This window comes from Tessaracoccus sp. OH4464_COT-324 (genome assembly GCF_003932855.1).
In the GTDB taxonomy this organism is placed as follows: Bacteria; Actinomycetota; Actinomycetes; order Propionibacteriales; family Propionibacteriaceae; genus Arachnia.
Genome location: NZ_RQYZ01000015.1, coordinates 14946 through 30752, shown reverse-complemented (window position 1 = coordinate 30752; position 15807 = coordinate 14946). Strand labels below are relative to the sequence as shown.

General features: G+C 62.7%; 9 protein-coding genes. All 9 read right to left on the bottom strand.

The window, feature by feature from the left end; translation table 11 throughout:
- Window positions 1–4 precede the first annotated feature (4 nt).
- The 9 genes from EII42_RS08805 to EII42_RS08765 all read right to left on the bottom strand — a co-directional run bounded on the left by EII42_RS08805 (window position 5) and on the right by EII42_RS08765 (window position 15801).
- A complete protein-coding gene (locus EII42_RS08805; RefSeq protein WP_158676461.1) occupies window positions 5–1225 on the bottom strand; it encodes a DUF58 domain-containing protein in 1221 nt (406 codons plus the stop codon).
- Entirely contained in the window at window positions 1222–2199 is a 978-nt protein-coding gene (locus EII42_RS08800) for a MoxR family ATPase (protein ID WP_125171754.1), read from the bottom strand. Before EII42_RS08800 ends, EII42_RS08805 begins: the two co-directional genes overlap by 4 nt.
- 25 nt (window positions 2200–2224) lie before the next feature.
- Window positions 2225–8323, bottom strand: coding sequence for an Ig-like domain-containing protein (locus EII42_RS08795; protein ID WP_125171753.1), 6099 nt, complete (start codon window positions 8321–8323; stop codon window positions 2225–2227).
- Between the two features lie 485 nt (window positions 8324–8808).
- Window positions 8809–9393, bottom strand: coding sequence for a TerD family protein (locus EII42_RS08790; RefSeq protein WP_125171752.1), 585 nt, complete (start codon window positions 9391–9393; stop codon window positions 8809–8811).
- Complete coding sequence (locus EII42_RS08785; protein WP_125171751.1) at window positions 9386–10357, bottom strand: hypothetical protein; 972 nt, start codon at window positions 10355–10357, stop codon at window positions 9386–9388. Before EII42_RS08785 ends, EII42_RS08790 begins: the two co-directional genes overlap by 8 nt.
- A complete protein-coding gene (locus EII42_RS08780) occupies window positions 10354–11334 on the bottom strand; it encodes a hypothetical protein (RefSeq protein WP_125171750.1) in 981 nt (326 codons plus the stop codon). Before EII42_RS08780 ends, EII42_RS08785 begins: the two co-directional genes overlap by 4 nt.
- On the bottom strand, window positions 11325–12797 hold the full coding sequence (locus EII42_RS08775) for a hypothetical protein (protein ID WP_125171749.1): 1473 nt from the start codon (window positions 12795–12797) through the stop codon (window positions 11325–11327). The genes EII42_RS08780 and EII42_RS08775 overlap by 10 nt, the downstream gene beginning before the upstream one ends.
- Window positions 12797–14980 carry a hypothetical protein gene (locus EII42_RS08770; RefSeq protein ID WP_125171748.1) on the bottom strand — a complete coding sequence of 728 codons (2184 nt, stop codon included), beginning with the start codon at window positions 14978–14980 and terminating at the stop codon, window positions 12797–12799. Before EII42_RS08770 ends, EII42_RS08775 begins: the two co-directional genes overlap by 1 nt.
- Window positions 14977–15801, bottom strand: coding sequence for a hypothetical protein (locus EII42_RS08765; RefSeq protein ID WP_125171747.1), 825 nt, complete (start codon window positions 15799–15801; stop codon window positions 14977–14979). The genes EII42_RS08770 and EII42_RS08765 overlap by 4 nt, the downstream gene beginning before the upstream one ends.
- Window positions 15802–15807 lie beyond the last annotated feature (6 nt).

Sequence of the window (15807 nt, the reverse complement as noted above, 5' to 3'; positions counted from 1 at the left end):
AAGCTCATAAGACATCCTTCAGCGCCCGCCTAAGCTTGCTCAGACTATCAACATCTACAACAGTCAAATCACCAATTCTTCTCCTGGCAAACTCCAGGTTTTCGCCACAGCGCACGCCAAAGCTGCGTAGGCTAAGAGGCAAGGCCAGCTGAGCCGCCCTCAGTTCAGGGACCGCCACATTCCCAGTTACGAAAGCCGCTACAGAAATTCCCGGGCCGCGCCCAAAAGCAATCGCCGCCTGCCGCGGGTCGTGTCCACGCTGACTGCGTTCGATTCCAGATAGTTTGTCGAGCAACCCAAGTACGTTGGGGAACGTGAGTTCGCCAACCGACGTCTGTATAGTCACCTGACGCTCTGCCAGCAAAGCGGAAGCCGCGAGAGAACCTACTGTCGACACAGCCAACTCAAAATCGTTATTTGAGGCGTAGTCTTGCTCTCTGGTTGACCAAAGAATGAGCAGATGGGCACGCATAGTTTCCTCGAACTGACGGACCATCAATCTACCCATACGCGCGGTTGTCTTCCAGTGAACTGACCTACGGTCGTCCCCTGGAGAATAGTCTCGCAATGCATGGAAAGAAACGTCTGAAGAGGACAGGTTAGAGGTAGTGATGCCTTCGATGTCCTTCAACAACCCGACGGCCTCCATATCCACTGGAACAACCTCCGGGTGGACGTAAAGTTGTTGCTGTCTGGCCAACACCTTCTTCCGCGCGATCATGCCAAGAGGATCTCCTCGAACCGAACACACAGGGCCCACTTGGATAATTCCCCTTCGGCTTGTTGGAATCCTAAATAATTCCTCGTGTAGGCTCTCTCCAACCAGACTGGGCACACGAAAAGAGGCCACAATACCCGCAACCGGGAACTCGATGGTAGTGGCTCCAGCTGATTTATTCTTTGCCGCCTGAAGCCGGATTGTTCCCTCTGCGGTTTCCCCTGCCTTTATCCTCGGGGAATCTAGGGCTAAGTCCGCCTTATGCTCTGGACTGAGCAGGATAAAAGGCAGGGCGCTGATCAGCGCAGCACCCGCCATGATGGCCAGCGATTGGAACTCCAACCACCCACGATTCCATCCGAGCAGGGCAGCGGAGCTACCGCCGATGATCACAGCCCAACCTACAGTGGTTACCGATCCCAGAATTCTATTTTGCCGCATTAGAATTATGACAAGTTCCAATGCAGTCACGATTCTGGATAGCCCGCCCATTTGCTTTACTTTCATGCCGAACCGTCCAGCCCTTTTATGGGGGCAGGAACTGCTTCGAGAACACGAGAGATGACGTCCGCCGCCGTCGTACCAGCGAACTCCGCCTCCGGTGACATGATTAGCCGATGAGTCCATACTGGCACGGCCAACTCTTTCACGTCATCCGGCAGCACGTATGCACGCCCTTGAGCAGCTGCCCACACTCGTGCGGCACGAATCATCGCGATTCCACCACGGGTGGAAACCCCCATTGTCGTACTGCCATCTTCCCTGGTGGCCTCCACCAGACGCTGCGTATATTCAAGCACAGCTCGGTCCACGTGATTCTCCCGAACCGAGTCAATCATCTGGGCCAGGAATAGCTGGGTGACTGCGGGCTGCAAAATCCGCGAGCGATCCGGCTGGCCGGAGCCTCTAAGCACCTCGATGGCGGATTCCCTGTCCGGGTAACCGACTGAAATCTTCATCAGGAATCGATCGAGCTGGGCTTCCGGGAGTCTATAGGTACCTGCCTGCTCCACCGGGTTCTGAGTCGCGATAACCATGAACGGCCGCTCAGTCGGATAGCGGGTTCCGTCGACCGTAACATGCGACTCTTCCATGACTTCGAGCAACGCAGATTGGGTCTTAGGCGAAGCGCGATTGATTTCATCAGCCAGAACGATCGAACTAAAAATAGGCCCTTTTCGGAACTCCCAAGTACCCCTACTTTGATCATACATATTTGTGCCAGTGATGTCCGACGGCAGTAGGTCCGGAGTGAACTGGATGCGACTGTGGCTACCATCAACCGACGCCGCCATGGCACGCGCGAGCGCGGTCTTGCCTGTTCCGGGAGCATCCTCCAGCAGGAGATGCCCCTCCGCTAGCATGCAGGTAAGGGCTAGCCTAACCACGGGCTTCTTTCCCAGTAGCGCCTGGCCAACGTTCTCCGACAAGGATCGGAACTTCTCGGCGAAAAGCACTGCGTGTTCAGGCGACATGTTCATTCGGTTGACCTTTCATTCCGGTTGATTACTTGTATCGACAGCTTCCGCTAACGTCGAGTTCATTAGTCATAAAACCTCTGCCAATGACTGCAGTTCCCCAGTTGCCCCATCCCCAATCACCACTCGGGTTTACTCGCAATTCGAAGTGGTAGTCGACAGCCGCAATGCCGTTCACCGTACAAACCAACGAAGCATTCGGATACCACCCTCCTACCCATAGCTGAAGCCGGTCGCACTGTTCACCATTTCCCCAAGGGCACCCGCCATACGGCGCGCCATGCCGCTGCCGAGCGCTTCCTCGGCCTCTGGTCTCGCCGCAGGCCTGATGAGAGGAGGCGCTGCGCTGCCCCTTGTCATTCACGGCAACAGCAGATATGCACAGGGTCTGATGTGGACCGGTTCCCTCTCTCACTCCACCCGTCAAGGATTCACTTCTCGTACCGCCTTGCGTCGTAGTGACCTCGACTCGTTCAATGGGCCTACCATTACTGCTGGCGGGGGAGTTCCAACGAAGCACAGCCTTCGCCCCGTTGTCGACATGGCTCTGTGCCGAGACATCCGGCGCAGCCGGCGGGCCGTAGGCGTTCACGCTTGCCCGGGCTTCCGTTCCTCGGGCAGTCTCCCCATTCACCACGCTGACGGCTCGAAGGGTGACAGCGATGTCACGCCCGTTGACGAAAACCGAATTGCTGACCTCATCACCGACTGCGACGCGTCCCGTGGCTCCTCCTGCGCTCCACTCGTAATAGATCTCGCTGGGCCGCGCGCCGTTGCCGTCGGCCGGCGCAAACTGGAAGCGAACAGTGTTGCTTGCTCCCGTAGCCTCCACACTAAAACTCTTCGGCGGCCCGGGAGGCGTAAACGCTCGGATGGCATTGGAGCTGCTCGACCAGTCACTCCAACTACCAGACTTGTTGGTGGAGCGAATCTGATAAGTTCTGTCTTCGGTGGAGGCGCTCAGCTTTATAGCGCATCTTCTACTTGAAACTCCCTGACACACTAGGTTTTCTGTCCCGCTCTCCTTCACCTCGTAGAGGAATGAGCTGTCGCCATTCGGATTCCCAGGCGCCGCCCACGACAGCTCAGCCGTCAGGGGAGCGTTACCGCTTACTGGAGCCTTCTTAACCGTAGGTGGCCCTTGATCCTTGGGGGGTCCCGCCGGAATCTCTGGCGTAGAGGGTGGGCCAACAGGCGCCTTTGCCAACTTGTCACTCTCGGTCAGCTTATTGTGCGCGCTGACCTTGAAGGTGTAGGCGGTTCCGTTACTGAGCTGATCCCATTCGAAGCTCGTACCAGTCACCTGGACCTCAGTCCGCCCTATCTGGTCACGCGGGGTGATGTACACCTTGTAAAACTGAACCGGCGATCCTCCATCCGGCACGGCCACCGGGGCCCAGTTCAGCTTGATCCTGCCATCGCCGAAAGCGGCGGTCGGCGCACCCGGCGTGTTGGGTATCACGTCGACGAAGACCGAATTGCTCTGCGAAGATTCGGGAGAGGAACCGATATCCGCCTCCTGCACCTGCGCTCGCACTGTAAATTGATAGTTATTGTTGTTGGCGAGCGTATCGATCACGCAACTGGTAACCATACCGCAATCTTTACTGCCTCCAGACCAGTGCACGGTGAATCCTTTGGGAGTTCCGCCTCGCCAGCCGGAGAAGCTCCAAGTAACCTTCGCAGTTCGCGACCCCAAAACTTCCGCCGCCACATTGACTGGTGCTTTTGGCACGTCCTTGACCGTCAATCGCAAAATCCCGGTTCGTTCACGAGTCTTGTCTTCTGTTGCGTCCTGCACGGTGTAAGTTACGGCAACATTCTCAGCAGAGTCTGTATCTCCACCCCTCGCATTGGGAGTTACGGTCAGCCGCAAACCATCGACGTGGACACTGGCCCCGCCCTGAACCTGCGGCTGGCCTACCACCTTAATCTGACCGCCTTCTGCTGCAAAGGGATTCGTAATAGCTTGAGACAAATCGAAGGTCGTTGGCCTCCCCGCTCTCCCCTCTTTCTCATGCAATTCAGTGATCTGCATCAGAGGCCTTGGTGAAACTATGACTCGCACAGGGACAGTCATCTGCTGCGGATCCGTGGAACCGTCGTGAACTTGGACAACAACGTTGTGCAACTGCCCAACCTGAGCGTTGGTTGGCACCGAAACACTCATTTGTTTCCCGGAAACCTTGGCGCTCACCGGATCTTCAGCTGAGACTAGCGAGAAGGCCATCCTTTCGTTGTCCCCAGGGTCAGGGTCGTTGACCATTGCTCCCAATTGAGCAAGGACAGCGCTCTCCCCCGGAGCAACCTGAATCTCGCTGGGTCGCAGCTCGGGAGGAAATAGCCCTGACGACTGGACATCAATAGGCAAACTGAGACGGGCCTTGAGCCCACGGGGATCTTCTAGACTGCCGCCATCTGTAACCTCAAACGACACGGACGTTGCACCAATAAAATGCTTGTCCGGAGTAAACGTAATAGTGCGCTCATCAACTACTCTGAGACCCAGAAACTCTTCATCGCTCTTGTTCCCACCGGGCCCGGCAGCGACGAAGGCTTCCGAGGTGATCATCGACCGATGATTTGGTCTGGTCAGAACGTACTCGTCGAGCGAGATGATCAAGGTCTCGCCTCCCTTCACCCGGGCAGGTAACTTGTCTGGATTCAACTGAGGGGGTAGTTGATCGCGACCTGGAACGATGATGGCTGCCCGTGCCTCCAGCCCGTCCACGTCAGTCAATGTGTAGATCAACACCTGCCGATCATCAGTAAGCGGAACGCGGGCCACTCCGTTAGTGAATTCGGCTGCACCCTCCAGCGTCACCTTGAGCGCTGACCGTTCACCGTCCAAGTCGTAGTCGTTCTTCAACAGTTCCACTTCTGCGAACTCACGGCCGATCACCTCGTTCGACGAGACGACGTCATCCTTTGCCACCGGCGGAATGGGAGGCGCTTCCGCGCCTACCTCCACCGAAATCACCCCTGTGACGGGAGAACCACCGCCATCGGTTACGTCATAGTAGAGCTGGTATATGCCTTCCTCAGCCGGAGTAGTGACTACGACAAAACCATCGCGCACCTGCGTCTCCGGGTTCCAGCGCTGCGGGTCGACGGCCCGCACAGAACCTGCAACGATTCGCAACGCGGACACGTCCCCGTCAGGATCAAGGTCATTTGCCAGCACCGGGATCTCCAGCCGCACGCTTGGGCGCGCTGCTGTCTCGTCTGCCACAGCGACCGGCGCCAGGTTTGTTGCTGGAGGCGGGATCACACCGATCCGAATGGTGCTAACCCCCTCCATGCCAAAACGGTCTCGCACGACATAATCAAAAGTATCCGTACCTGCCATACGAGGGTTCGGCTCGTAGATCAAATTATTGCCCTCGACTCGCGCGTTACCGAGCTGCGGTTGTCGCTCGCCCACCCCGACGAGCGTGACTGAGTCCCCGTCGGGGTCGACCCCGTCAATCGGAACCTCAACCGTCGCAGACGAATCGGCATAGGTTCGGGCCTCCAGCTTCTTTGGAAGCGGTTTCTGGTTGGCAGCCTCGAACTCATTGATCACCACCGTGACCTCCGCAGAAGACACGTTACCCTCGGTGTCTTGCGCAGTGTAGGTAGCTACAGCTGTACCGGATTTCCGACCCGCACGGAATCGAAGCTTGTCGCCATAGACGAAAAACTCCCCGAGCGCTTCCTCTCCCCGCGGCGTTACCTCAGGTAGCAGCTTTAGCTCCAAGCCTGATGGGGAGAAGTCGTTGGCCAACACATCCACGCCGACGATATCACCTGCTCGCACTACCGTCGCCTCAGGATTGGCCACTGGTGGGGTCGTATCGGTGAGCGGAGGTTGAGGCACCACAAGGATACTCGCGGTGGCAGCCGCCTTACCGTTGCTCACGGTGTAGGTGAACGGCACGGGCTTCTCCAACCTATTCAGGCTGGAGATGCGCAGCAAGGAGTGTTCCAAGAGTTCGACAGTGATGCCCAAATCAGTGGATGCAGTGTGGCTGGCTAGCGCTAGGATTCCCCCCGCAGGGTCTTGGTCGTTGCGCAACGGCTCCACCATCACTGAACTGTCCGGACTGAGCAGCGCGAGATCATTCTGCGCCACCGGGCGCTCATCGACATCAGCTGGGTCTATAACATCCACCCGGATCTTTCCCACGGCCGTATGCGGGCCATCGCTAATCCCATAGGTAAAGACGTAGCTGCCCGTTTGATCGGCGCGAAACTCAAACGTTCCTTTCTCGTGGTTGGGAGACAGTTCCACTCCGCTCGGAATGCCTTTGCTATCCACCAAACGCAGTTCGTCATCGTCCGGGTCTGTGTCGTTACTCAACGGGTTCAGAGTCATGTTCTCACCCACACGAGTCACGTAGTGATCGTTGCCCGCCACGGGCGATGAGTTTGAAGCACCCGGCGCGATCTGCACTACCAGTTCTCCTGCTGTGCTCGTCCGTCCGTCGCTGACCACCGCGCTGAGCGCCTTTCGACCCGGCCCTGCAGTGCCAAGATCCTTCACCGACGCGAAGCCATCGGCACGCCAGTTGGTCGCCAGCCCCTCTTCACCAGCGATTCGTTCCAAGTAGATTGGGTCGCCGTCGGGGTCAAACCAGTCGTTTAGTACCGCGTATTCTGTCCCGGTTCTTTCGGAGATGTACAGGGTGTTCTTTCTCTGCTGAACAGGAGGCTCATTCTGTTCGGAAGTTCGGGGGGAAACTCGGACACTAGCGACATTCGATGCCTCCACTCCGTCGAAAGCCTGGTAGGAGAACATGATCGGACTCCTTTGTTCCGGCGACAGCTGCACCGTTACAGCCCTCCCATCTTTTGCGAGGGAAACCGGAAGTCCTTCTGGGACGTCCTTCAGCCGAACCGTGAGCACATCACCATCCGCGTCCAGGTCGTTAAGAATGACCGGCAGGGTCACCGAAGTTCCAACACGTGCTCCGAACTCATCGTCTCTGGCAACCGGAGGATTCTGAGTGTCTCCAGCCTCCTGAATCTGTGATTGGTCAGTCTGTTCGCTCTCCTCGTTCTCTTCCTTCTCCTGCTCTTCAAGCTGAGCAGCTATCAAATCCCAGTTGTCCACCCTCAGCATCGATTCGTCAGCAACAAAGGCAGAGCCATCGAAAACATCATTGATCAAGATCACATGCCGGTTGGTACGAAACACCGGGCTCTTGGCAGACACCAACTCCGGGAATTGGCGCGCCAGCTCCGATCCATGAGGACCGCAGTCGCGCAGAAAATACCCCGACTTCCGCCAAAGTCCGTAGGCGCAGCCGTCCAGCCACACTGGCTGCACCGGCTCTCCACGCAAGGCGTCCAGTGACTCTACCGCGCCACTCACGGGAGAGACCTTCAACAGTTCGTTTGCTGTGGCAACCAGCACAGCCTCGTCCGAGACCGCCGACTGCTGCAGCACTCCTTCCGAAAACCTTGGATCCTCAACCTCAGTTGAGCCAACGAACAAGCGACTCCCGTCTAGCACCACGAGTTGCCTACCCGCCACCGCGAGCTGCGCATCCTTGCTCGTCTCCGGTGCCAACCGATAGTCGAGTTCGCTGAGAGTCGCCTCCGGCCCGATGCCTTTAGCAGAGAACACCTGGCCTTCCTTAGTGAGAACGAAGGCCGCGCCCGAAGGCCCTACCGCGACCCTAGGGTGATTGAGTCCCTCGGCGGTCGGTTCGGAAGATGGATTGAAGGACCCCGCCCCGATCGTGTTCGTGAGCCACACCTTCCCTTTCGCCGAATCGGCGACGAGCACGACATCTCCACCATGTTCCAGCTCCATCCCTGCTGTCACAGCCTTCCCGAGAATCGAGAAACTGGAGACGTCAACAGGCTGTGCCGAGTCGGGTGAGACCAACACCACGTTGTCGCCGCTTTGGGAAATGTCCAAGTCTTTGGCGTCAACACGTATGCCCGCATCCTGTGTGCTGGATTCGAAGTTGATGTGGCCTGCCAAGAGTTTGCTCTGGTTCATAATCCAGACACCACCGTCGTGGAGATCCAATTCAGCTGCGGGGACCCCTTCATGGAGCACACCAACCACGACAATCCCCAACGCGACGGCGGCAGCCACCCCCTTCTCGATTCGCGCACGAAGTTTCGTCGTCACGGCCAACCACCACCCACCACACTAGAAGGGTCCCCTGTTTCCCGGTGCGTGGAGATACTAACAATTATTTCCCGGAAAAGCGACAGCGCGCCAAGATAAATCTCCCGTCAGACACCCCGACGCAACCAGACAACGATCAACAACGAGGCCAGGGCTTAGCGATAATAGGCGTCCTTCGTATATAACTGACATTTGCGACACCCGAAGCCAGATCTACTGAGGCTTCCTCGGCAGCATCTGCCCGCTGATAAGGGATTCAACTCTGCAAGCGGCTCGTCCGGACAGGCGTCAATGAAGTTTGTCCAGACAATCTGCCGTGTTTCCGGGGTACCCCAAGCCAGCGCGCACCTGAACAGCCAACTACAAAATGAGAACAAATCGCTCAGCCAGAATGCTCTTTTGCGCACCTCAGCTGTCCGCTTACGCGGTCAACGCCTCGAACCAAGGTCTCGTCTTGAGCCCGCATCAGCCCAAAGCAACCAGGATCAGAACATCACCCCGTGGTCGCGCGCCAGCTTGGGCGGACCACCGACGTAGGGCAGGCCCCGCACTCCGCCCAGCCAGCCAGCCGGGGTGCGCTGCAGCTCCCACAGCACCAGGCACGTCTGCCCGAGCAGCGCCTGCGGATCCTGGATGTAGACATACGACGTGTGCCCCGTCTCCATGTCCATGACCCGGGTCATCACCGTCGTCGCGTTGGCCAGATCGGGCGGACCGTAGCCCGGTTGCGCCACCGCCGACGCCGCGACGAGCACCCGGCTCACTTCGGCGGGCAGGGCCGATAGATCGAGCATCACCTGCGCCCGGTCGTGCCCACCCTTGACGCCAACGGGCACGGAGCGCACGAAACCGCTCAGATTCGGCAGCTGCAGGTTGCGCCGGTAGAGGAAGAACGAGCTGTCCGGGACGAGCCCATTGGAGCCCAGCAGCAGCGCACACACGTCGATGTCGCACTGCGGATTCTTCCAGGTCACGCCCAGCATCACCCGCGACAGCGGCCCGCCGCTGAGGTTCTGCAGCTGGACCCGTCGACCGCGCTCCAGCTTCACCGGCCGCGCCATCTCAGCCATTGGGCACCCCCTTCTTCGCCAAGGAGGCCCGCAACACGTCGAGCACTCTGAACGGCACGATGCCGCCGCTGCCCACCGACTGCGCGTCGGGTTCCGAGCCCAACGCCGATACCGCAAACAACCGGTAGGGCAGCTGCGCCTCCCGTGCTGCAGACATCACCATGTGCGCGTTGAGCCGCTCCAGCAGGCCCACCAATTCCGCGTGCAGCAGTTGCTGCTCCTGGTCCAGGTCCGTCTCCGACGACATTGACGGGTCGCGCTGCATCGCCGCACCGGGACGGTTGAACACCGACTGCCACTTGTCCACCCGCACGTCACGCAGCCGCTGCAACACGTCGAACTTGCTCAACACCACCGCAAGCAGCTGCTCCGGACCGCCCTGGGCGCGCTGCATACCACGCGCCCGAAGCACCTGCCGCAGCACGTTAACATCGTCGCCGGAGTTCTCCGGGAGAGTCACGATCCCCTCCAGCACAGCAGCCACCCCGGGCACCTTCAGCGGATCCACCAAGGTGGTGATCACGTCCACGAACCCCAGGTAGCGGAATCGTTCGTCGGTGGGCGCGAGCCGCTCGAAGTCTTCGCCTGCGGCATCAATGATCGACAGGCAATAACGCACCCCCTGATAGTTGAAGTCCCACATCAGGGGCTCGATGCTCTCCTGGTCTGCTGGAGGGGTAGCCCCCAACAGGTTGCGCTGCTGCAGCAGCGGAACCCGGTACTTATTGTGGAAGCGCTCCTGCGTCGAGCCCAACGGCGTCAGGAACCAGCCGTGCTTGGACAAGAAATGCTCGAACTGATCCATCATCACCCCGATCAGCACCGACTTCCCGGCCGTGCGTGCGCCCGTGATGGCGATCGCGAGCTGGATGCTGGTGAACCACTCCGGTGGCACATGCACGCCGCAGTTGCCGCAGCTGCCGGGCTCGGCGACGGGGTGATAGCAGCGCGGACACAGCGTCATGCTTCACTCCTCGGGAACATAGCATCCGCCAGAGCCACTTCGCCCTCAGCGTCAAGCAGGAGATCGGCGACCGAAGCCACCCGATCGAACACCTCCAGCGCGGCCAGCTCCTCCTCCCAGAACTCCTGCGGGCGGTCCACAGCGCGCGCCCCAAACCTGGACTTCCCGATGGCCACAACGATGTGTTCACGCCCCGCAAGCAGTTCGGCCACCTCGCGGTAGTCCACCATGACGCCCTCGACGATCAGCACCACGCTGGCGTCCTCCGGCAGCGAAGCCAGCGCGGAGCGCACCGCGTCACCCAGCATCGGCCACGGAGCGGGACGCTCGGGCAGGCAGCCGGCCCAATCCACCTCGTCGGCTTCCATCGCCTGCGTCATCTCCATCGTCGGCTGGCCCGCCACCAGCACCCGGTCGGCCTGCCTGCGGTACGCGGCCGTCGCCACCGCGAGCACCAGTTCAAGGAAAGCGTGGTAGCGTTCGGGATTCCGCGCGGCCCCGCTGGCCGAGCCGTCAACGACGGCCACCCAAGCCCGGCCCGGCTGGCGCGACCCCGGATGGTTGATGTGGAACGCGCGATGGCCGCGCTGCTGCCAGGCCCTGTCCGAGTCGGAGCTGTCGTGGGCCAGGTCAACGATGGTGCCGCCCACGATCTCCACCAGCGCAACGCTTGCCCGCCCGCCCGCGTCGAGCGGGGGACGCACCACCTCGTCGGCGGGATTCGACATCGAACGCAGCGAAACCCCGATGCGGGTATCCGGCGGGAAGCTGCCGCCGGAGGTGCAGCGGGCGACGACGGTGAGCGCCTCGTCGGGCAGCACCACCACCTCGGTGGGGGTCTTGCGGAAACTGGGCTCGACGCTTGCCCCGGCCGCGTTCAGGAGCAGCAATTCCACGCCCGAGCCGTGGCTCAGGCGGACGTTCAGCGCCCCCACCGGCTGGGCGACGGATCCTCCAGAGAGCTGAATCAGTGCCATAGCTTCCCTTTCAACTGTTCCTCCAGGTCAGGCCGGCTACCGAACTGCTTCTCGCTGCGCCGCCACACGGCCCACACCGCCCCCGAGAAGGGAGCGTCCTCCGCGCTCACCATCGGCTCCAGCTGCTGTGGCTCCGGTGTCAGCCACGTCGCCAACTCCGCGAACGCCCAGAGGTCGCCGCGCAGGCTCACATCGGGCGTGCGCAGCGTGGCCAACCACTCGTCGACATTCGGCGGCTCGCCCGTGCGGGAGCGGGCTCCCAACCGCACGGCGGCCTGCAATGCCAGATCCACCTTCGACGTGGCCACCTGATCCGCCTGCCCCTCGTCACCGGGCTCGCCGGAATCCGCGAGGGAGCCGTAGACGTCGTCGGGCTCGTCGCCGCCGTAGGGGTCGCTGAGCGCCACCTCCGCCGGGCTGGGCTGCGACGAGTTCAGCCCCCGCAGCTGCTGCACCTCCGGCCACTCGCTGGCCTGCGGGCCGACGGACGCCAGCGCCCGGCTGATCGCTGCCTCCTGCCCGAACAGCTGCGCCCCCGGCCTGGTGAACCAGGCGACGGTCTGGGCCAGCTGGGTGGGGAAGGGCTCCCCGCGCAGCTGGGATCGGGCCCGGTTGCACAACTCGTCGCGCACCGCGAACACGCTGAGCGCGATGTCGCCGGGCTGCATGATGAGTTCCGGGATCTCCTCGCCCCAGCCCGCAGGCGGCTCGCCAGGGTTGGTGGTGTCGACGACCATGTGCCACATCCGCTCGGGGACCGGCACGTCCGGGGTGGCCACGATGAGCAATGCCTGATTCGTCGGCAGCATCGCCAACGTCTGCGCATCCTCGCCGATGCAAACCCGGAATTGGGAGTTGAAAGCGGCGGTGTACATCCACTGCACGAACGACGCCCAGCGTGCCCCGTCGTCGAGGGAATCCGCCACCAGCAGCACCGGGATCCGCTGCACCAGCCGCTCTTGGACGGCTGCAGCCACCCAGCGGGCCGCCGCGCCGCGCTCCGGCACCTCCCGCAGCCAGTGCGCGGTGCCGGCCCAGCCCGGTGGCGGGCCGAACTGTTCCGGCAGGCTTGCGGCGCTCACCTCGCGTGCCCCGTAGGGCAGCACCCAGTCGGGGCAGAAGAACCAGTCGGCTGCCCGGAAGGCCGGGTCGTTGGGTAGGACCGCGCAGTGCGAGATCACGTTCCCGGGCCGGCCGGTGTGGTCCGCGCCGGCCTCGGCGCTCATGCAGGCGAAGAATGTACCCGCTTCGCCCAGGTTTGGTTTGGTGCGGAACCGCCTGGTCCGCAGCCGCAACTGATCGGCGCTCGGGAACGGCGGCATCGTCTGCCGCAGTTGCACGCTCGCCAGCTCCGCCAGCTCCTGGCGGGTGCGTTCCTCCAGCCCGAACTCGCGGATCACTCCCCATCCGCCGGCGAGGCGGCCCTCGATCCGGTCTGCGGAACCGTACAAGAATTGCTTCATCACAACCACAGCCCCAACGTTGAAATGTGTGGATCCAAAACGGCTACCGCGTCGGCCTCCTCCGGCCGAACACTGATGAACAGCCTGCCGTACATCGGGCGTTGCCCGACGGGCAGGTCGAAGACGTGAGTTCGGGTGTCGGCGGCCAGGGTGACGGTCTCGTTGCGCACCAGTTCACCGTCCGTCGGCTCCAGCGGCAGCCGCGCACCGTGGGCGACGAAGGCCAGCGGCAGCTCGCGCAGCTCCGCGTCGCTGGTGCAGAACACGCGATACCGGTTGGGCGGCAGGTTGCCCTGCGCCACCTGGTTGCCGGCCATGCCGACGATCTCGTAGCGCAGCCGCGCGATCCCGGGGTAGTCGATGGTGATTCCGGGAGAGTAGACCTCGCTGCCGTCCAGGTAGACGACGCCGAACAGGTGCAGCGCGCAGCCGTTGCTGGGTAGTGCCCGCGTGACCCGCATCCCGCCGCGCCGGTCGTACTCGTCGCGGGTCATCTGCTCGATGGCGCGGTTGCTGTACGGGTCGATCTCCACGCCTTTCGGCCCCTGGTACGCCTTGACGAACTTCACGTCCTCCGGCCAGGGGAAGGTGATGATCTGGCTGTCGACCCGCTCGATGACGCGCGCCCACGTGGGCGCGCTGGGACTGACCATGGAGATCGGGGCGCTCATCCAGGCAGTCTCCTCGTCCACTCGGTGCACCGCGACGAAGTGCACCCGCACCCAGCTGGGGTCGACGACGAACTCCGGGATGCTCCACAGCCCGCCCAGGTCGTCCGCCGGGTAGGAGATCAGGTATTCGCTGGTGAGGCCCTCACGTTGCAGAACCTCCCAGCTGCGCGCCTCCTTGTCCAGCCCGGCGGGCAGCGGGACGTTCGTCGCGTACAGCTCCACCTTGCCGTACTTCGGCGGAATCCAGGTGATGGTGTAGGCCCCCGGCCGGGCGGTGGAGCGTTCGACCTTGAACTCGATCTGCTGCGCCTCGGGCGTCACCCTGGCCTCGACCGTCTCCGGATCCGAGACTGCGGTCGCGCCGTTGGGCAGCTCCGCCAGGCAGAAGGCGGCGTAGACCACCTGCTGGCCCTGGGGTGCTGCCCTGTCGATGAAGCCGCCGGTGAATACGGCGTCCGCCGGCAGCTGGCGCGACGGGTCGTAGCTGATGTTCACCCCGGCGGGGAAGCGCTGCACCTCGACGCGGCTGCCCGCGGGCGCCGTCCAGGAGCCGGTCACCGCTTTGTCTGGGGTGACGTTCGTGGTGAAGGCCGACGGCGGCCACACCACCTCGCTCTGAGCGATCAGGATGGGTTGGGTGCGGGCCGCTGCCAAGGGTGAGTCGCCCTGGTGCGCCCAGATGGCGAAGTAGGTGATGGACGCGCCGCGCGAGTCCACCGTCGCTGTTCCCGCGGTGGCGCTCGTCACGCCGACGGTGGCCTCCATGTCGGGGGAGCCGGTGGGCCAGGTGGCGTCGGAGGAGATGATCCGGTAGAAGGTCACCGCGGCCGGCTCAGGGGCGGGCGTCCACTCGAACTGTACCCGGCCGTCGACGTAGTCCGCGTCCGCGTGCCCCACCGGCTGCCTGCCCGCCTCGTTCCAGTCGAAGGCGACGAATCTCGGATGCTGGGCCCAGTCGAAGGGCCGCGACGGGTCGGGGAGCTGCGGCTCCGGGGCGGCCACCGGCCCGGGGGATACGGGCTGGCTGGTCGGTGTGGCCTGCTCCGGGTCGACGACGGGTTGGGGCTGCGCCTCACCGGCCGCCTCGGCGGGGCCCGGTCCGGCGTGCGGGCCTAGCCCGAGCGTCTGCGCGATCTGAGGCCCGAACGGCAGCAGATGCGGCACCAGGACCGTCAGTGCTCCGCGCAGTTCCTCGACGGTGCTGGGGGCGGCGGCGGCCAGGCGCCCCAGGTCGACGTCGGTGGTGTCGCGCACCTCGGGTGCGTCGTGCTCCGCCCGCCAGCTCTGCAGCGCGCCATACAGCTGCGAACCATCCGGGGCGGAACCTTGAGCGGCCTGCCAGAGTTGGTCGAAGTTGTTGAGTACGGCGGAGGCGTCCGACCAGATGACCTGCTCGGCCACCGCGCGGGATGTGACGTTCATGCCGCACAGCAGGTCCAGGTCCGTGGGCGGGACCGCCAGGCCACGCTGCCCGGCGGCCGTGGCCATTCGCTGCCGCAGTTCCAGGCTCACCACACGTCTCCCTTCTGCGTCCAGGGAGCGGCGGGCGGCTGCCCGAAGCCGGTCGGGGCCGAGGGCGGCTGGGGGTGCCCGGGCGGCTGCTGGCCCGGGAACGGCTGCTGGCCCGGGAACGGCTGCTGACCCGGGAACTGCTGAGGACCGGGCGGCAGCGATTGGCCGGCCGACGGCTCAGGCAGCTCCTTCAGCTGTAGGCCGATGGGCACCGAGGCCGCACACAGGTACGCGACGACGATCGCCACCACCGCGATCCATAGCCCGGGGCCGGGGGCGGCCTCCTGCTGGGGCACGTTCAGCAGATCCTTCGCCACCCCGATGGCGCCGAACCTGACTCGGGTGAACAGGTGCTCGACGCTTGTCGCGAGGTAACTCACCGCGGCCGCGCTGGAGGCGATGATCGCCGTCGCCAAACTGCCCGCGAAGGAGCCCTTGGCCACCGCATAGGATCCCAGGATGTACACCACGGAAACCGCCAGCATGAGCACCACGAGCACCCAGTTGCCGAAAGCGGAGACCCCCACCCGCTCGCCGTTGCGGTCCTGCAGCATCACCCAGCTGGGGAAGATGGAGATGATGCCCATCCCGCCCGCGATGGCGAGCATAGCCGAACAGTAGTAGCCGTAGCCGCTGGCGAAGGACACGCCTTGGGGTTGCCGGACGAAGAACAGCATCCCCACCCACGGCAGCAGGGCGCACGCCACCACTCCCTGCCAGACCGACCGGCCGGCGCGTCGGGCCAGCTCGGCCCCGAAAACGGCCGAGGGTACGGCGTTGAGGAAGAAGCCCGGCATCGCCCAGGTCAGAAAGTCGTACATCGTTTC